We start from the raw sequence: 18,276 nt of genomic DNA, 5'->3' as shown, positions 1-18,276 counted from the left end.
GTAGTTTATGGCCAACATTTTAGAAACTAAAAATCTACACTTCAGCTATCCTGACGGCTTGCCTGCTTTACAGGGTATCGACCTCTCGATCAAAAAGGGCGAGTTTTTGGGTATATTAGGCGCCAATGGCTCCGGCAAAACGACGCTATTAAAAATACTCAACGGCCTCTTAAAAACTGCAAAAGGTGAAATTTATTTAGAGGGAGAGAACGTCAGGGCTAGCAACAGGAATATCCTGTTCAGCAAAGTCTGTACCATGTTTCAGAATCCGGATGACCAGCTATTTGCTTCCACAGTAGGTGAAGATATCGCCTATGGTCCGACGAATATGGGGCTTAAAAAAGACGAAGTCTGCAAAAGAATAGGGCACGCGCTTGATGCTGTAGGCATGCCGGCATTTGCCGAAAAACCTATACATAATTTAAGTTTTGGCGAAAAGAAAAAGATCTGCTTGGCCGGCGTTTTAGCCATGGGTCCCGAGGTGATGTTATTGGATGAGCCGACCTCGTGCCTGGACCCGATGGGGGTTAATTCTATTATGCAGCTACTAAAAAAATTGAACAAAGAAAAAGGAATAACCATGATCATGACCACGCACTCTGTGGATCTGGTGCCTGTGTTTATTGACCGCGTAGTTATATTAAATAAAGGAACGGTCGTGCTTGATGGTGATCCCGAAGAAGTCTTCTCACATGCCGATGCCATAAGGGACGCTAAATTGAGATTGCCGCGCATTGGGCAGCTATTCGAGACCTTAAGAAGGGACGATGCGATTAATTTTGACGGCCTCCCGCTTACTATAGGCGAGGCGCGGGAAGAGATTAAAAACATATTATCCAAATGAATCTTAGAAAAGGATTTACTACAGGCACTTGTGCCCAGGCTGCTGCGAAAGCCGCCGGTATTATGCTCATCAATAAAAGAGTGGTAAAAAGTGTCGACGTAGAAACCCCTAAGGGCGTACATCTTAATCTAAGGGTTATCGACCAAAAGATAGGGAGAGATTTCGCCCGGTGCGCGGTAGTTAAAGACGCGGGCGATGACCCTGATGTAACTGACGGCGCCAGGATATATGCAAAAGTGAAATATTGCGATAAGAAAGGGATTTTAATAACAGGCGCAGAGGGCGTGGGAGTAGTTACCAAGCCGGGTCTTGCGGTAAGCGTCGGCGAATATGCGATTAATCCAGTGCCAAGGCAGATGATTGTTAAAGAGACCAAGCCCTGCTTAGCCTCGCTCCGGTTTATGAAACAGCATAAGGGGATAAAAGTAATAATAAGTGTCCCGCAGGGAAGGAAGATGGCCAGGCATACTTTTAACGGGCGGCTTGGCATAGAAGGCGGCATTTCCATCATCGGCACTACGGGCATAGTCGAACCTAAATCAACGGACGCTTACAAGAAATCTTTATCCCTTCAGCTCGATGTTTTGAAGGCCGCAGGATATAAAAATGCTACCCTGATCCTGGGATATGTGGGAGAAAAGTTTTGCAAAGAAGTTCTTGGGCTTAAACCGGATTCAGTGGTCAAGATAGGCGACCACATCGGGTTTATGCTCTCCGAGTGTGCAAAAAAGAATATAAATAAAGTCCTTCTTATAGGCCATATCGGTAAATTGGTAAAGGTTGCTAATGGCCAGCTTGATACCAATATCAAATTTGGAGATCATCGCATTAAAACAATTGCAAGATATGCCAGGCTTTGCGGCGCGAAAAAACCGATCTTAGAAGATATAATGGAGCAGGCCTGTGCAGAAGCCACTATCGATATATTGATGAAATATAATCTTACACAGGTTTTCGATATGATTGCAAAAAGAACAGTGGATGCGATAAATGAATTTGTAGATGATCAGCTTTCTGTTAGTTGCATACTGCTTTCCCTGCACGGGAAGGCGTTGTCAGTGTATCCAAAAAAAAGAATAAAGAAATGAACAAAGTATATATAATCGGAGTGGGGCCGGGCGCAATCGACTATTTATTGCCCGTGGCAAGAAAAGAGATAAAAAGAGCGGATTGCCTGATTGGAGCAGAGCGCCTGTTATCACTTTTTTTGTATCGGAATAAAAAAAAGATTCGGCTCGAAGGGCATTTTAAAAAAGCGGTCTCATATATAAAAAAGAATAAAGATAAAGAGAGGATAGCCGTCCTTGTTTCAGGCGATCCGGGATTATACAGTTACCTGGGCGCTATTAGGACGGCTTTAAAGAAAGAAGAATACGCGGTAATCCCCGGCATAAGCACCCTGCAGATCGCTTTTGCTAAGATTGGCGAGAGCTGGCAGGATGCGAAGATCATCAGTATACACGGCAGAGGAAAGGGGAATTTAGTCAGGGATGTCAAGAGTTCCGACAAAGTCTTTTTATTCACTGATATGAAATTTCCTCCCGGGAAAATAGCTGACTATTTACTGCATAATGGCGTTAAAAATAGAAGGGCGGTTGTCTTCGAAGCCCTTACATATCCAAATGAGAGAATCGTCGATACCGATCTAAAAGGATTGTCAAGTAAGAGGGGGTTCGGGTTATGCGCAATGATTATAAAAAAATAGCCTGCAGGCTTTATGGAGTGGGTATAGGTCCGGGAGATCCGAAACTGCTTACCGTAAAGGCAATGGAGATATTGGATAAGGTTAATATCATCTTTACTCCAAGAGCAAAAGATGGCGAAAGGTCGTGCGCCCGATCTATAGTGGAAGCGGCTGTTCCGGGGTCAAAAAATTTTATTGAGCTTACTTTCCCAATGACGAAGGATCGAAAAAAGCTAAAGTCAAGCTGGCTGGGCGCGGCTGAAAAAATAGCCAAAGAGTTAAAAAAAGATCGAATAGCCGCATTTGTCACAATAGGGGATCCGTTTATTTATAGCACATACATCTATCTTTTAGAGACTTTACGTAAAAATTTTCCAGACATAAGGGTAGAGACTGTCCCTGGGATCAGCGCGTTTAGTGCCGCGGCGGCTTCCAGCGGCCTGCCGCTTGTAAAAGGGAATGAGAGACTGGCCATATTACCGGTGACAAAGAATCTTGCAGGATTAAAAAAGACATTAAAAGAATTTGACACAGTGGTTTTAATGAAAGTCGGCTCAAAACTTGACAGAGTAATTTGTCTTTTGAAGGAAATGAAACTTATAAAAAATTCAGTCCTGGTTAGTCATGCCGGTCAGGCGGGCGAAAGGATAGTATGCGACCTTTCTTCTTTAAAAGATAAGAAGGCAGGATACCTTTCCGTAATCATAGTAAAGCGGAATGTGGATAATATAATATGAAAATATATTTTATAGGTGCTGGGCCGGGCGATCCGGAACTCCTGACTATAAAGGCAGGAAAGATAATTAAGAAGGCGGATATTATTATTTACGCCGGCTCATTAATAAATAAGGATATCATTAAACCGGCCAAAAAAGGCGCGAGGCTTTACGATTCGAGCGCGATGAGCCTCGAAGATGTATTATGCCTAATCAAAAAAGCGAAATCAACCAATAAGATAGTGGCCAGAATTCATAGCGGCGACCCGTCGATCTATGGCGCGATCCAGGAGCAGATGGATTGGTGTCAGAAACAGAAGATAGATTATTCTGTTATTCCCGGGGTGAGTTCTTTTCAGGCAGCGGCCGCAAGCTTAAAGCAGGAGCTTACGCTTCCAGGGGTGAGCCAGACAATAATATTAACAAGGGTTTCAGGCAGGACCAAAGTACCCGCTAAAGAAGATTTGCGAAAGTTGTCCAAGGCAAGAGCTACAATGGTGATTTTCCTGAGTATTCAGGAAATAGAGCGTGTTATAAGGAAACTGAAGGACGGTTATGGGTTAAATACTCCGGTTGCCGTGATAGAAAAAGCCTCTTTTCCCCAAGAGAGAAAAATAATAGGTACATTGCGGGATATCGCAAAAAAAGTTAAAGAGGCAGGTATTACGCGCCAGGCCTTGATTATTGTTGGGGATGTCCTGAGAAAAAATTATCAAAAATCTAAACTATATGATAAAGATTTTGACCACATGTTCAGGAAGAAGGGGGATAGTGAAGGTAGCCATTGTCGCAATAACTAAAAAAGGCAAAAACACAGCCCTGGAGATTAAAAAAAATATCTTAGGATCCGAAGTACATATCTTGTCGTCGAAGGGCAGGCTAAAAGATTTAACGAAAAAACTCTTTTCCGAATTTGATGGAATCATATTTTGTATGGCTACGGGCATTGTGGTCAGGATTATCGCTGCCTACATAAAGGATAAATATACCGATCCGGCAATAGTTGTGGTTGATGAGGGGGGACGTTTTGCGATCAGCCTGTTATCAGGCCATGAGGGTGGAGCAAACAACCTTGCCATCATGGTTGCTAATAGTTTAGGCGCGGAACCGGTTGTTACCACGGCTTCGGAGTCAAAACGTAATATAGTAATCGGCGTGGGCTGCAGGCGAGGCATAAAAAAGGGAGAGATTGTAAAGGCGGTACGATATGCTTTGACTAAAACCGGGCATCCGATAAATAGAGTTAGGTATATCGCCACTATAGATTTAAAACAAAATGAGCGGGGCCTGCAAGATGCATGCGCAGAGTTAGGGATTCCATTAAGGATCGTGCCTGCGGAGTTGATAAAAAAATTTAACGGAACGTATAAAAGATCGTCCTTTGTAAAAGAAAAGATCGGCATTGAGGGGGTGAGCGAGCCTTGTGCGCTAATTGTAGCAAAAAGTCCAAAATTAATTTTGCCAAAAACGATAATCGGCAGAGTTACCATAGCGGTAGTAAGGGAAGCCTAAAGATAGTCGGTATAGGGCCGGGACATATAAAGCATATGAGCCAATGCGCCCGGAAGGCCATAGAGGAATCCCAGGTTCTTGTCGGATATAAAACCTATGTGAGGCTGCTCGGTGATCTGGCCCGCGGTAAAGAGGTTATCTTTTCAGGCATGACTGAAGAGGTCAAGAGGGCAAAGCGCGCTATAGAGAATGCCCGAAGGGGTAAAAGGGTCTCTATTATTTCAAGCGGCGATCCCGGCGTTTATGGGATGGCTGGTTTGGTCTTGGAACTTTTAAAGAAAGATGACCTGAACAGGATTGAGATTGAAATTATTCCCGGTATCATTGCCGCCACATCTTGCGCGGCCCTTTTGGGAGCGCCTTTAATGCATGATTTTGCAGTCATCTCGTTAAGCGATCTTTTAACTGATTTGAAGTTGATTAAAAGAAGAGTCGAATTAGCCGCGAAGGCTGATTTTGTTATTGCGCTCTATAATCCTAAGAGCACCAAAAGAATCATTCCTTTCCAAAAGGCCTGCGAGATATTGTTAAAATATAAATCACCGCAAACGCCTGTGGGTATTGTGCAAAATGCCTACAGAGATAATCAGGAAGTCGTAGTCACTACCTTAGAGAGATTGATATCGTCCGAAAAAATAAATATGGCAACAACTATCATAGTCGGTAATTCCAAAACTTATCTAAAGGGCGGGTTTATGATCACGCCGCGTGGTTATGGACTATTGACATCCTGACCCCGTTAATCTATACTCACTTGTATGGATATGGGACTAAGAAGCGCATTTATAATCTCCGGGATAATACATACCGCTATAGCCGCGCCGCTTTACACCCACAGCCTTATCAGGAGTGATTTTGTCAGAAAAGACCCCGTAATAGTGGACTACATGATATTAAGCCAGATCAGTAATATCACAATAGCCAATACATCCAATAAAGAAGATGTCGCAGTGCGGGAGGCGCCAAAGCCTGAAATACAAAAATCTTCCGCGCCACGGACAGTACAGGCCAAACACGATAAGTCGTATTACAAGCGAAAGACGGACAGAGCTGTAAAGAAGGATGATTTAAAAAACATAAAAGCGGCGGATAGAAAAGAATCGGAAATAAAATCGAGCAAGGATTACATAAGCTACTACGGATATTTGAAGGACAGGATAAGGGCGAGGCTGCAGGATAATTACAGATATTATAACGGAGAAGGTGACGTCTACCTATCCTTTGTGTTGAATGACAGAGGGGCGCTTCTGACATATAGTATAGACCGGGCGAGATCGACCAAGGATAATGTATTGCTTCACATAACGAGCACCAGCCTTATGGCGGTAGCTCCGTTTTCCGCTCTTCCCAAAGCGATATCCGCGCCTAAGATGTCCTTCAATATAACCATAGCTTTCAAAAAATGAGGTTTTTATGGGCGCGAAAGTAGTAAAAGAATTAAATTTTAAGCCAAAAGCCATAATATGCGACATGGACGGTGTTATAGTCGATTCTATGCCGTATCATTTTCTCGCATGGTATGAAGCGCTGCGTCCGATGGGCATCAGCGTAAAGTGTTTTGATGTATATACCAGGGAAGGCGAACATTGGGAAAAGTCGCTGATGGACTTTCTTAAAGGTTCCGGAATAAGCCCCACGAAAGATATATTTAAAAAAGTATTTTTGGCCAGGAAGAAACTTTTTAAAAACCGGTTTAAAAGATTCGTGTTTAAAGGCGCGGTCGAATTTTTGATCTGCATGAAAAAGAGAGGGTATCCGCTGGGTTTAGTGACTGCAACCACAAAAGAAGGGGTAAAACAGATACTCCCCAGAAAGATAGAGAAGTTATTCGATTTTATAGTAACGGGAGATTGCGTTAAAAAGGGCAAGCCAAATCCGGAGCCGTACCTGAAGGCATCAAAGAGCCTTAAGATAAAACCATCCGAGTGTTTGGTTATAGAGAACGCGCCATACGGCGTAACTTCCGCGAAGAGGGCGGGAATGTTCTGCGTAGCTATAACGACGAGCCTGCCAAAAGAGTATCTTAAGGGCGCAGATATAATAGCCGATAGATTAGAAGAAGTTGCTACTCTGATTGACAAGGCATGCCCTATCGTGATAAAATAAATAATCAAATTTATATAGAAAGGGTGATAAAAAATGCCAATAGTCAATGTTGGCGAGAATGAACCGCTCGAAAAGGCTTTACGACGTTTTAAGAAGAAGATCGAACGCGAAGGCATCTTAAGAACTCTCAAAGAGAGAAAACATTACGAAAAGCCAAGTGAGAGAAAACGCCGGAAGAAGCGATCGACGGGATCTCGGTGAAGAGAATTAAATTTTTTACTCTGGTTCTACCGCTGCTGATTTTATGGCAGGGTTTGACTTTTGCAAATGAGGCCGTTTTAAGGCAAGTCCTTAAGAACGGCCTCACTGTTTTGGTGAAAGAGTCTGCGCCCAAAGACCTGGTCACTATAGATGTCGCCGTAAGAGCGGCTCCTAAATACGAGCAGGAGTATCTTGGCACAGGAATATCGCATCTTGTGGAGCATATGCTCTTTAAAGGCACCGCCGCAAGAAAACCGGGCGATATAGAAAAAGAGGTCCGGTCATACGGCGGACTCATCGACGGCGCGGTATCGAGCGATTTTACGACTTATCAGTTAACGGTTCCTTCCAAGAATTTTGCCGAGGCGGTTCGTCTTCTTAAAGATATGCTTTTAAATGCCTCATTCGATCCCGTCGAGATGAACAGGGAGCGGGATGTAATATTAAAAGAAGTGAGGATGAGCGAGGATGACCCCGAGAAGAAGGCCATTCTAACGCTATTTTTTAATTCATACATAAGGCATCCATACAGATATCCCGCGATAGGATACGAAGATCTGCTTAATGGCTTGACGAGAAACGATCTGGTCAAATATTACAACAGCCGATATATACCGAACAATATAGTCATCGCGATAGCGGGCGGCGTAGACTGCAAAGATGCTATCGCATTGATAGAGAAAGAGTTTAAGGATTTCAGGAAGCCGGATTACAAGGCTTCGAATACCGGCGGACTTGAGCCGCCGCAGATCGGCAAAAAACTTATCGAAGAAGAAGCGCCGTCGACGTTATCGTATATGGCTATGGGGTTCCATTCAACGGGCATCCTTAGTAAAGACCTCTTCGCTATGGATGTGCTTTCGATTATACTTAGCCGTGGGAACAACTCGCGTTTTAATAAAACCCTGGTTGAAGACAGAAGAGTAGCCCATTCCATATCTGCGTCAAACTATACGCCGGAAGATCCTGGTCTTTTTATAGTAAGCATAATCCTGGACAAGAATAATATCGAGGAATCGAGCAAGCTGGTTTTAAGCGAAATAGATAAGATAAAAAATGAAGGCGTGACGGACTCGGAGCTTGAAACCGCGAAGAAAATGCTTTTAAGCGACTATATACTCTCCAAAGAAACTATTGAGGGTCAGGCAAGAGACTTATGCGAAAGCGAGATAATGACCGGCGTGTATGATTTCTCGGATCGTTATATAGAAGGCATAAACAAGGTTACGAAATCCGACATAAGGCGCATGGCTCTGTTGTATCTTAATAATGACAATCTTACCGAAGTCAGGCTTACCCCAAAGGACGAATCGGTATTAAAAGATATAAAAGTGCCAAAATCTTCCGGCGAAGAGAAGATAGAAAAGAAAAAGCTTCCGAACGGCCTTACTGTGCTCGCGAGGCGAAGCGCCAAAGTGCCGGCGGTCGCTGTAACGATAGTATTCTCCGGAGGATTACTCATAGAGACAAAAGAAAATAACGGTATATCCGCTTTTGTTGCGGACATGATGCTTAACGGGACGAAGAGCAGGAAAGAAGCCGATATAAAAGGCGCTATTGAAAACCGCGGGGGCCAGATCGAGCCGTTCAGCGGATTTAACAGCTTCGGCATCAACATAGTGGCGCTTAAAGACGACCTCGACCTCGCGTTGGAGATCGCTAAGGATGTTATTTTAGATTCAACATTTCCGCAGGATGAGATAGGAAAAGAAAAAGTTTTAGCTATCGCGGATATAAGGGATGAAGACGGCGATATATTTCAATATGGCGGCCTATTGATGAAGAGGAACCTTTTTGAGGGGCATCCTTACGGTATGCGTTACACCGGAGAAATAGAAACCATTTCATCTTTCAAAAGGGACGAACTGCTCAATTTTTATCATACCTATTGTGTGCCGAACAATATGGTTATTTCTGTTTCCGGGGATATAGAGCCGGAAAAAGTATTCCAAAAGGTAGAAGCGCTGTTTAAGTCAGCGCCATCCAGAGAATTACAAAAGAAGCCATTGCCCGAAATGTTGCCGGGTAAAATAAAAAAAGAGTCCTTCGGGATGGACAGGGACCAGGCTCTTCTTGTTCTGGGCTTCAGGACCGTCGGCATAAGCAATCCGGACAGATATCCGCTGGATGTTCTGGATACGCTCTTATCGGGAATGTCAGGAAGGCTCTTTTCCGCGATACGCGAAAAATCAGGAGCTTCTTACACGCTCGGCTGCGCGCAAAAGCTCGGCCTCGACACGGGCTTTTTCTTATTTTATGTGGCTACCACGAAGGATAAGCTGGAATTGTCGAAAGAGAAACTTTACGGTGAAATAAAAATTATTAAAGACACGGCTGTGTCGGAAGAAGAATTGAATTCCGCGAAAAAAGAATTGGTAAGCAGCTACAAGATGCTTATGCAGACAAATACTTCATACTCATTCCAGAGCGCTCTGGACGAACTTTACGGATTGGGCTATGATAATCTCTATAAGTATGAGGACCAGATAAAGAAGGTAACAAAAGAGGATGTTAAGAGAGTCGCGAATAAATACTTTACCTTAAACGCATATACCGAAATAGTCATAGAGCCAGAGTAAAAACAAAATGTTCAGCCTTTCCACTTCATGGAACGCGTCAAGGCACTCCAGCGCAGCTAAACTAATAGATGAGATCAAATCGGCAGGCTTCGATACCGTGGAGCTTGGCTTCACACTGCCTCTAAAAACAGTCGAAGAAATATTAAAATTAAAACGCCGCGGCGAGATCAAAGTCTCGAGCCTTCATAATATGTGCCCGCTGCCTGTAGAAATAGCGCCCGAAAAAGCCTCTCCCGATTATTATTCGCTCTCTTCGACGGACGACGGAGAACGCGCTATGGCGGTAAAAGTGGCCATGAATACGATAGATTACGCAAAGATGTTCGATGCCAGAGCCGTCGTATTCCATATCGGCAGGGTAGAGATGCAGGGCAGGACCAGGGAACTGGCTTCTTTAGCGGGCGACAAGGAAAAGTTTGAGAGCGTAAAAAAAGAGATGGTATCGGCCAGAGACGCGAAAAAAGACCCGCATATGAGGCAGGTTATCAAAAGCCTTGAAGATATAGTGCCCTATGCCGCCAAAAAAGGCATCGCGCCCGCTGTGGAGAATAGATACTACTACCGCGAAATACCGCTGATGGACGAATTTGAGGAAATATTCCGCCATTTTAAGACCGGAGAACTATTTTACTGGCACGATGTCGGCCATGCGGAAGTATTTGAAAGGTTGGGGTTTTATGGCCACCTGCAGCTTTTGAGCAAATTTTCAAGCCGCTTGCTTGGCATGCATCTTCATGATATAATTGGGCTCATAGATGACCATAAGGCTCCGGGCGCGGGAACGTTCGATTTTAATGTATTGAAGCCTTATATTAGTAAAGATACCATAAAAGTAATAGAAGCGCATCACCCTGCAAGCATAGAAGATCTGCGGCGGGGCGTGGAGTATCTGACAAAAATTTTGGGAAGATAAATCCTATCGATGGTACGTAATCCGGCAGTTGCGGGCCAGTTTTATCCGGGAGAGCGGGAGGTGCTTTCGCTCGAGATAGAAGGATTGACCGACCGCGTCAAAGCTAAAAAAGAGGACGCGATAGGGATGGTGCTGCCGCACGCGGGTTATATATATTCAGGCGTTGTCGCCGGAGCCGTGCTCGCCTCTGTAAATCCTAAATCCACCTATATAATAATGGGCCCTAATCATACAGGGTTAGGTTCGCCTTTCAGCCTTTGCGCAAGCGACTCATGGAGAACGCCGCTGGGGGATGTAAAGATAAACGGCGAACTGACGGAAAAGCTCTTAAAAGACTGTGACCTCTTACGCAAGGACGAACTTGCGCATATACACGAGCACTCTATAGAAGTGCAGCTGCCGTTTCTGCAGAAACTTCAGGGTGAATTCACATTTGTTCCCATAGTCATCTCCGTTTCCGATATAAAAACATACAGGCATATAGGCGAGTGCATGGCAAAATCTATAAAAGAACTGAAGATGGACAAGATAGTGGCGATAATAGCGTCGAGCGACATGACGCACTATGAATCGCAGGAGAGCGCGAAAGAAAAAGACTCCAAGGCTATAGAAGCTATTCTGAACTTAGATGAGAAAATGCTTGTCCAGCGCGTGCAGGAGCTCGATATCAGCATGTGCGGCTTCGCTCCGGCGGCAATAATGATTTCGGCGGTGAAAAACTTGGGCGCGAAAAAAGCGCGGCTGGTAAAGTATCAGACCAGCGGTGATGTTTCCCAGGACCGGTCATCGGTCGTCGGCTATGCCGGCATAATAATAAATTAGAGGGCCTACAATATGCTGCAATTTTTGAAGAAAAAAAGAAGTGTAGTGCTTGTTCTTGGGGGAGGGTCCGCGCGCGGCCTGGCGCATATAGGCGTATTAAAGGTCCTGGAAAGAGAGAAGATACCTATACACAGGATAGTGGGGACAAGTATGGGCGCCCTTATAGGCGCGGCTTACTCTGTAGGTGTATCCGTAAAGAAGATGGAAGGTATTGCGCTCAAATTCAATTGGAAGACCATTTTTGACCCGACACTGCCCAGGATGGGCCTATTAGCGGGCAAGAAACTGGAGAAAGTCGTAAATGAGTTGACCGAGAACAAAAGCTTCGCGGACTGCAGGATACCCCTCGCGATAGTCACCACAGATATAGAAAGAAACGAAAGGGTTATATTTCAGAAAGGCCACCTGCAAAAAATAGTTTGCGCGAGTTGCTCATGGCCGGGCATATTCAATCCCGTAAAGATAGAAGGAAGGTTATTGGTCGACGGAGGCATCAAGAACAGCGTGCCAACGAGAATCGCGAGGTCACTGGATCCCGGCTACATGATAGCGGTCGATGTGGGCTTCTGCGTAAAAGCCGGCAAGATAGAAAATATATTCCAGATGCTTTTGCAGTCGTTCCAGATAATGGGTGAGGAACTTAACCGGTATCAGTCCCGCATATCGGACACTCTTATCAAAGTCGAACTTGGCGATATCGATCAAGTCGGTTTCGGCAGGGCAAAAGAGGCGATAGCGCTCGGCGAGAAAGCGGCTGAAGAAAAAGTGGATCAGATAAAGAGGATGTTGAGTGTTTACAATTTTCCGTCGCTGAAGATGGCGGGGCAGGAAGAATGGTGGGATTAAAAAATGGATGAGATGAAGAAGCACGTTGATGAGTCTTGGAAGGATGCGGTTGCTAAGGAAAAAGAGACGCCAGGGGTAAAAGGTGACTCGCAGGCGCCGATAGAGGTAACTTTCGGCCTGTTTATAACGGGGCTGATGATGGAAGCGCTGATATCTCTCGGCGACCTGGAAAACCCGGTAACGCACAAAAAAGAAGCGAATATTCAACACGCGAAGCTGCTGATAGATACCATTGAGATGTTGCAGCACAAGACTAAGGGCAATCTTGATAAGGATGAAGAAGACGCGATCAACTCCATGCTCTATGATCTGCGCATGCGCTTCGTAGCCAAATCAAATAAAAAGGAGTAAGTCGGTTTCATGTTATTATTCGGAATAATTTTAATAGCGCTGGCCGCGATAATGATTCTTGGCGGGTTTATTTGGTTAAATCGTCAATCCAGGCTAAGCCATTCCCAGTTAAAAGAATCTTTTAGCGCGCTTTCTTTCGAGGCCCTGTCTAAAAGCATGGATCAATTTCTGAAGATAGCCAACGAGACGCTTTCGAAACAGACCGAGGGGGGAGAGCGGGAACTCGAAGCCAAAAAGAAATTAATAGACCAGACTCTTGGCTCCATGAAGGAAGAATTGCAAAAAGTTCAGTGCTTGGTCACAAATTTTGAGAAAGACCGTGAATTAAAGTTCGGCGAGCTTTCCGGGCAGTTGAAATTAAGCGCGGAACAGCTGGGCAAGCTTCACGATACGACAAATCAGCTTAAAGCGGCGCTCGTCAGCACAAAGGCCCGCGGCCAGTGGGGACAGAGGATTGCCGATGACATATTAAGGCTTGCCGGATTTGCCGAAGGGATCAATTATCAAAAAGACAAGAGCCAGGATACGGTAACCACAAGGCCGGATTATACATTTTTTCTGCCCCAGGGTTTAAAAGTAAACATGGATGTCAAATTCCCGATGAATAGTTACCTGCGGTATCTCGAGACGGAATCCGACAGTGACAAGCAGAAACATAAGGACCAATTCTTAAGGGATGTCAGAGCCAGGATGAAAGAAGTAACGAACAGGGATTATATAAATCCGGAAGAAAAAACGGTGGATTATGTTATTCTCTTCATACCCAACGAACAGTTATACTCTTTTATAAATGAGAACGACCGCGCGCTGATCGACGACGCGCTTAGAAACAAGGTCATATTCTGTTCTCCCCTTACTTTATACGCTATACTGGCCGTCATTCACCACGCTATCGACAACTTTAATCTTGAAAAAACGGCCGCGCACATGTTGTCGCTTTTAGGAGCGTTTAACAAGCAGTGGGAATTGTTCGCGAAGTCATTTGATGATTTAGGCGAGAAGATCGGTGCTGTCCAAAAAGAATTCGACAATCTCACGACTACCAGGCGCAAACAGCTTGACCGCCAGGTAAAAAAGATAGAAGATCTAAGAAAACAGGAAGGCATAGCCGAATCGGCAGCTCTACCCGAAGAACAAGACCTCAACATACCTTCAGCGCTATAAAAACCCCATTTTTTCTTTACATACCGCCCGCTTTATGATAAATTATTAAGCTCATTATGAAGAAATTATTATCTACGGCTCTCAGGGCTTTTGTAAGCATATTCTTTATAATATTATTACTATATATTATGAGGGATAAGTACCCTCAGATACTTAAAGCCCTTGCCGATACCAAAGGCTTTGTATTCCTTGTCGGTCTTTTATGTTTCATAGCCGCTATATTCATAGCTTCTATAAGGTTAAGACTGATAGTCGAGGCCCAGAATATATTGATAACATACAAAGAATCGGTCTCTTTAACCTTCATAGGATATTTCTTCAACAATTTTCTGCCGACATCCATAGGGGGCGACTTCGTAAAAGCCTACTATCTATCACATAAAACAGATAATAAAGCGGGTTCTTACGCGTCTATCTTCGTAGACAGGATCATAGGGCTAATAACGATGATATTGATGGCTTTTATCGCGCTATTCTTTGTAAAGGAGGGGATAGTGGATAATACCATAAAATATATAGTTTACTTTATAACGTTTGGATCCTTACTTATTATAATATTCATGACCAACGATAAGCTGGCGAAGAAATTCTCGTTCCTGCTGTTTTTAGTAAAGCCTATAGAGGAGAAGCTGAAAAAGCTGTATAACATAGTGCACAACTATAAGCACCACAAGGAACTGATGTATAAATCATTCGCGATATCATTCGCGTCGCAGGTCATGTTCTTCACAAGCCTGGGCGTGATAGCGTTTAGCCTCGGCGCCAGGATACCGGTAAAAGATATCTTCGTAAAGATGCCTATAGTCGGCATGATGAGCCTTTTGCCTTCAATAAACGGACTGGGGCTGCGCGAAGGCTCTACAGTGGCGTTGTTCGGCCCGTTAATAGGATCGGACCGCGCGTTCGCGATGAGCATCCTGTGGCTGGTGGTGCTTTTATGCGTAAGTGTAATCGGCGGGGTAATATACGCGTTAAGCCCGCAGTTTAAGATAAAATTAAAAGAGATTAAGGAGGAGGTTGTCTAAATGATAGACAAGGAACTGCTTAATATACTTGCCTGCCCGCTCTGCAAAACGGATGTGAAGCTCGAAGGCGACAGAATAGTCTGCACCAAATGCGGCAGGCGCTATCCGATAAAAGATGATATACCCATAATGCTCATAGACGAAGCCCAATTGCCGCAAGACAAGAGAGGTGCGTAAATGAAGAAGATTCTTGTAATACACGGCCCCAACCTTAACCTTTTAGGGCAGCGCGAAGTGGATGTTTACGGCAAGGTCACTATAGAAGATATAAATAAGGACCTGAAGAAGCTCGCCAAGACAAAGAAAGCCGCGCTTACCATTGTGCAGTCAAACCATGAGGGCGAAATAGTCGAGCTTATCGGCAAGTCCAAGGGTAAATATGACGCGATACTGATAAATCCCGCAGCCTACACGCATACAAGCGTAGCGATAAGAGACGCTATAAGCGCCGTTAATATACCGACGGTTGAAGTGCATTTATCCAATATATACGCGAGAGAAGAATTTCGCCATACATCGCTGATTTCGGCTGTGGCAAAGGGCCAGATATGCGGATTTGGTAAGACCAGCTATATTCTGGGCCTGGAAGCGGCGATCGCTCTTACGGCCAAAAAATAATGTTTGACTTCAAGACCAGACTAAAGAAGTTAAGAAGCGAATTAAAAGCAAAATCGATAGAGTCGCTACTTGTAACTAATGAAAGCAACGTAACTTATTTAAGCGGATTTACAGGAAGCGATTCGGTACTCTTTATAACACCGGATTCACAGTTCTTTCTCACGGATTCCAGATATACCCAGGAAGCGAAAAAGTCGGTAAGGGGTTTCGCGATACTGGAAGTCGTCTCTTCGACCTATGATGTCATAGGCAAGATAGCGTGTAAAAACGGCATCCGAAAAATAGGGTTCGAATCGATGAATCTGCCGTACGGCGTAATAAAGAACCTTGAAAGCTATATCGGCAAAGCAAAGCTACTACCGTTTAATAATATAGTGGAAAATTTAAGAGCCGTTAAAGACAAAGAAGAGATAGCGCGCATAGAAAGATCGGTCGCGTGCGCGAAAAAAGTGCTGAAAAATATCGTTGGCGAGGTAGCGCCGGGCGTATCCGAAAAAAAATTAAGCGGACGGATAGAGTGCGAATTCATAGCCAACGGCGCAAAGTCCGGATTTAAGCCGATAGTGGCCTGCGCCGAGAACAGCTCGAAGCCTCACGCGCATCCTACTGATAGAAAGATAGCGAAGAACGATATCGTGATGATAGACATGGGGTGCACGCTTGATTCTTACAACTCCGACATAACGAGGATGGTTTTGACCGGCAAGATTAAAGACAAGATCAGGGAGATATATCTTGTGGTTAAGGCCGCCCAGGAAAAAGCTTTCGACAATATTAGGCCGGGGCGCAAGATATCGGCTGTAGATTCCGCCGGCAGACAGCATATAGCGGATAAGGGTTATGGAAAATTTTTCGGCCATTCCATGGGCCACGGTATAGGGCTCGATGTTCATGAGGAGCCGAGTGTTTCAGGCAGAAGCACAGGCATATTGAAGCCGGGCATGGTATTTACCGTTGAACCGGCAATATACGTTCCCGGGTTAGGCGGGATAAGGATAGAAGATATGGTTTTAGTCACAGAAAAAGGGTTTGAGATCTTAACAATATAAATTACCTACGGAGGATTAGAGATGTATATAAAAGAGATAAAAGATATGATAAATCTTATGAACGAAAACAGCCTATCGGAGCTTGAAATAGAAAAGGATGGCATGAGAATCCGCCTGAAAAAATCCGGCGGCGTATACGAAAAAGCCGTCGAGTTTGTCTCCGGTCCGGCTCCGGCCGCGGGGCGTGCTCCCGAGGCGATTGCGCAGGAGAAAGCAAATACAATAGAGATAAAATCTCCGATGGTAGGCACATTCTACCGCTCGCCGTCACCCGAAGCGCCGGCATACGTGAGCATAGGGGACAATATAGAGGTTGGGCAGGTCCTGTGCATCATAGAGGCCATGAAGCTGATGAATGAGATCAAAAGTGAAGTAAAAGGCAAGATAGTCGATATAAACGTAGAGAACGCCGAGCCCGTCGAATTCGGCCATGTATTGTATGTTGTGGAGCCGGCATAAAGTTTTTAAAGGACTAATAAAAAATGTTCTCAAAAATACTTATAGCAAACAGAGGAGAGGTCGCGTTAAGGATAATACGCGCCTGTAAAGAATTAGGCATACGCACGGTAGCCGTGTATTCGCAGGCCGATATAAATTCGCTGCACGTAAAATTCGCGGATGAGGCTATATGTATAGGCAGCGCGCCCAGCGCTTCGAGTTATCTTCACATACCCAGCATAATAAGCGCAGCGGAGATAGCCGATGTCGAGGCGATACACCCGGGTTACGGCTTTCTGGCGGAGGATGACCATTTCGCGGAGATCTGCGAATCATGCAAGATAAAATTTATCGGGCCCACCCCGGAAAATATGAGGCTCATGGGCGATAAGATGGCCGCCAAGGATACCGCCAGGAAGGCGGGCGTTCCGATAGTGCCGGGGAGCAAGGCGATAGTAAAATCAAAGGAAGAGGCCCTGAAGATAGCCAAAGAGATAGGGTATCCTGTAATAATAAAGGCCGCGGCCGGCGGAGGCGGAAAGGGCATGAGAATTTGCCATAATGACGTCAGGCTCATCAGCGCGCTTCTTACCGCCCAGCGTGAGGCCGAGGCGGCATTCGGCAGCTCCGATGTTTATATAGAAAGGTATATAGAAAAACCACGGCACGTTGAGATACAGATTCTGGGAGATCAGTACGGGCATATTATACACTTAGGCGAAAGAGATTGCACGGTGCAGAGGCGTCATCAAAAGCTTATAGAAGAATCTCCGTCGCCTATAGTAGATTCCAAATTACGCAAAAAATTATCCGAGGCCGCGATAAAGTGCGCCAAAACGATAAATTATGTTAACGCGGGCACCATAGAATTTCTGGTAGACGCGGCCGGTAACTTTTATTTCATGGAGATGAATACCAGGATACAGGTCGAGCACCCGGTAACAGAATGCGTTACAGGCTTGGACCTCGTAAAAGAGCAGATAAGGATAGCCGCGGGCGAAAAACTTGCGCATAAACAGGAAGATATTAAATTCACCGGCAGCGCGATAGAGTGCAGGATAAACGCCGAAGACCCCGATAAAGATTTTATGCCGTCTCCGGGAAGGATTACCATGCTTGATCTGCCGGGGGGACGCGGAGTAAGAATAGACACGCATGTTTACCAGGGCTATGAGATACCGCCTTATTACGATTCCATGATAGCGAAATTGATAGTTCACGGCAAGGACAGGAACGAGGCCATCACTATAATGAGGCGCGCGCTGGACGAATTTATCGTCGAGCCGATAAAGACGACGATACCGTTCCATAAAAAGGTAATGAACAACCCCTTATTCATAAAAGGGAAGTTCTCCACCGATTTTATTGAAAAACTATTTGAGCATACCGAATAGACTCGGGGAGAAGA

General features: G+C 44.9%; 22 protein-coding genes. All 22 read left to right on the top strand.

Features of this window, described 5'->3' with window-relative positions:
* The first annotated feature begins 7 nt into the window (after positions 1 to 7).
* From Q8R38_08040 to accC, 22 genes are read left to right on the top strand one after another with little or no spacing between them, the layout of a single operon-like run.
* Positions 8 to 844, top strand: a complete 837-nt coding sequence (locus Q8R38_08040; GenBank protein MDP3791977.1) for an ATP-binding cassette domain-containing protein — start codon at positions 8 to 10, stop codon at positions 842 to 844.
* Positions 841 to 1,932, top strand: coding sequence for a cobalt-precorrin-5B (C(1))-methyltransferase CbiD (gene cbiD, locus Q8R38_08035; GenBank protein MDP3791976.1), 1,092 nt, complete (start codon positions 841 to 843; stop codon positions 1,930 to 1,932). Before Q8R38_08040 ends, cbiD begins: the two co-directional genes overlap by 4 nt.
* Positions 1,929 to 2,549, top strand: coding sequence for a precorrin-6y C5,15-methyltransferase (decarboxylating) subunit CbiE (gene cbiE / locus Q8R38_08030; protein MDP3791975.1), 621 nt, complete (start codon positions 1,929 to 1,931; stop codon positions 2,547 to 2,549). The genes cbiD and cbiE overlap by 4 nt, the downstream gene beginning before the upstream one ends.
* A complete protein-coding gene (gene cobI, locus Q8R38_08025; GenBank protein MDP3791974.1) occupies positions 2,525 to 3,265 on the top strand; it encodes a precorrin-2 C(20)-methyltransferase in 741 nt (246 codons plus the stop codon). Before cbiE ends, cobI begins: the two co-directional genes overlap by 25 nt.
* Positions 3,262 to 4,044: a precorrin-4 C(11)-methyltransferase gene (gene cobM / locus Q8R38_08020; protein MDP3791973.1), complete on the top strand. Its 783-nt coding sequence runs from the start codon at positions 3,262 to 3,264 to the stop codon at positions 4,042 to 4,044. The genes cobI and cobM overlap by 4 nt, the downstream gene beginning before the upstream one ends.
* Positions 4,016 to 4,756: a cobalamin biosynthesis protein gene (locus Q8R38_08015; GenBank protein MDP3791972.1), complete on the top strand. Its 741-nt coding sequence runs from the start codon at positions 4,016 to 4,018 to the stop codon at positions 4,754 to 4,756. Before cobM ends, Q8R38_08015 begins: the two co-directional genes overlap by 29 nt.
* A gap of 2 nt (positions 4,757 to 4,758) precedes the next feature.
* Positions 4,759 to 5,490 (top strand): precorrin-3B C(17)-methyltransferase, encoded by a 732-nt coding sequence (gene cobJ / locus Q8R38_08010; GenBank protein ID MDP3791971.1) that lies wholly within the window; start codon positions 4,759 to 4,761, stop codon positions 5,488 to 5,490.
* Positions 5,491 to 5,520: 30 nt separating this feature from the next.
* Entirely contained in the window at positions 5,521 to 6,162 is a 642-nt protein-coding gene (locus Q8R38_08005) for a hypothetical protein (protein ID MDP3791970.1), read from the top strand.
* Between the two features lie 7 nt (positions 6,163 to 6,169).
* Positions 6,170 to 6,862 (top strand): HAD family phosphatase, encoded by a 693-nt coding sequence (locus Q8R38_08000; protein ID MDP3791969.1) that lies wholly within the window; start codon positions 6,170 to 6,172, stop codon positions 6,860 to 6,862.
* Between the two features lie 33 nt (positions 6,863 to 6,895).
* Positions 6,896 to 7,063, top strand: a complete 168-nt coding sequence (rpsU, locus tag Q8R38_07995) for a 30S ribosomal protein S21 (protein ID MDP3791968.1) — start codon at positions 6,896 to 6,898, stop codon at positions 7,061 to 7,063.
* A complete protein-coding gene (locus Q8R38_07990; GenBank protein MDP3791967.1) occupies positions 7,060 to 9,642 on the top strand; it encodes a pitrilysin family protein in 2,583 nt (860 codons plus the stop codon). Before rpsU ends, Q8R38_07990 begins: the two co-directional genes overlap by 4 nt.
* A 7-nt stretch (positions 9,643 to 9,649) precedes the next feature.
* Positions 9,650 to 10,555, top strand: coding sequence for a sugar phosphate isomerase/epimerase (locus tag Q8R38_07985; GenBank protein MDP3791966.1), 906 nt, complete (start codon positions 9,650 to 9,652; stop codon positions 10,553 to 10,555).
* A 9-nt stretch (positions 10,556 to 10,564) separates the two neighbouring features.
* Positions 10,565 to 11,377 (top strand): AmmeMemoRadiSam system protein B, encoded by an 813-nt coding sequence (gene amrB, locus Q8R38_07980; protein MDP3791965.1) that lies wholly within the window; start codon positions 10,565 to 10,567, stop codon positions 11,375 to 11,377.
* A gap of 12 nt (positions 11,378 to 11,389) precedes the next feature.
* Positions 11,390 to 12,223 (top strand): patatin-like phospholipase family protein, encoded by an 834-nt coding sequence (locus Q8R38_07975; protein MDP3791964.1) that lies wholly within the window; start codon positions 11,390 to 11,392, stop codon positions 12,221 to 12,223.
* A gap of 3 nt (positions 12,224 to 12,226) precedes the next feature.
* A complete protein-coding gene (locus tag Q8R38_07970) occupies positions 12,227 to 12,574 on the top strand; it encodes a DUF1844 domain-containing protein (protein ID MDP3791963.1) in 348 nt (115 codons plus the stop codon).
* Positions 12,575 to 12,583: 9 nt separating this feature from the next.
* The gene (locus tag Q8R38_07965; protein MDP3791962.1) at positions 12,584 to 13,738 is read left to right on the top strand and encodes a DNA recombination protein RmuC; all 1,155 of its coding nucleotides are present in this window, start codon (positions 12,584 to 12,586) and stop codon (positions 13,736 to 13,738) included.
* Between the two features lie 56 nt (positions 13,739 to 13,794).
* Entirely contained in the window at positions 13,795 to 14,763 is a 969-nt protein-coding gene (locus tag Q8R38_07960; GenBank protein ID MDP3791961.1) for a lysylphosphatidylglycerol synthase transmembrane domain-containing protein, read from the top strand.
* Entirely contained in the window at positions 14,764 to 14,940 is a 177-nt protein-coding gene (locus Q8R38_07955; protein MDP3791960.1) for a Trm112 family protein, read from the top strand.
* Positions 14,941 to 15,381 carry a type II 3-dehydroquinate dehydratase gene (gene aroQ / locus Q8R38_07950; GenBank protein MDP3791959.1) on the top strand — a complete coding sequence of 147 codons (441 nt, stop codon included), beginning with the start codon at positions 14,941 to 14,943 and terminating at the stop codon, positions 15,379 to 15,381.
* Entirely contained in the window at positions 15,381 to 16,430 is a 1,050-nt protein-coding gene (locus Q8R38_07945; protein ID MDP3791958.1) for a Xaa-Pro peptidase family protein, read from the top strand. The genes aroQ and Q8R38_07945 overlap by 1 nt, the downstream gene beginning before the upstream one ends.
* A gap of 21 nt (positions 16,431 to 16,451) precedes the next feature.
* Positions 16,452 to 16,889, top strand: a complete 438-nt coding sequence (accB, locus tag Q8R38_07940; GenBank protein MDP3791957.1) for an acetyl-CoA carboxylase biotin carboxyl carrier protein — start codon at positions 16,452 to 16,454, stop codon at positions 16,887 to 16,889.
* Between the two features lie 23 nt (positions 16,890 to 16,912).
* A complete protein-coding gene (accC, locus tag Q8R38_07935) occupies positions 16,913 to 18,262 on the top strand; it encodes an acetyl-CoA carboxylase biotin carboxylase subunit (protein MDP3791956.1) in 1,350 nt (449 codons plus the stop codon).
* The last annotated feature ends 14 nt before the right edge of the window (positions 18,263 to 18,276 follow it).

This window comes from Candidatus Omnitrophota bacterium (genome assembly GCA_030695905.1).
Taxonomy (GTDB): Bacteria; Omnitrophota; Gorgyraeia; order 2-01-FULL-45-10; family 2-01-FULL-45-10; genus CAZHPY01.
Note: the sequence above shows the minus strand (reverse complement) of the source record. Positions and strands in the feature narration are given on the sequence as shown.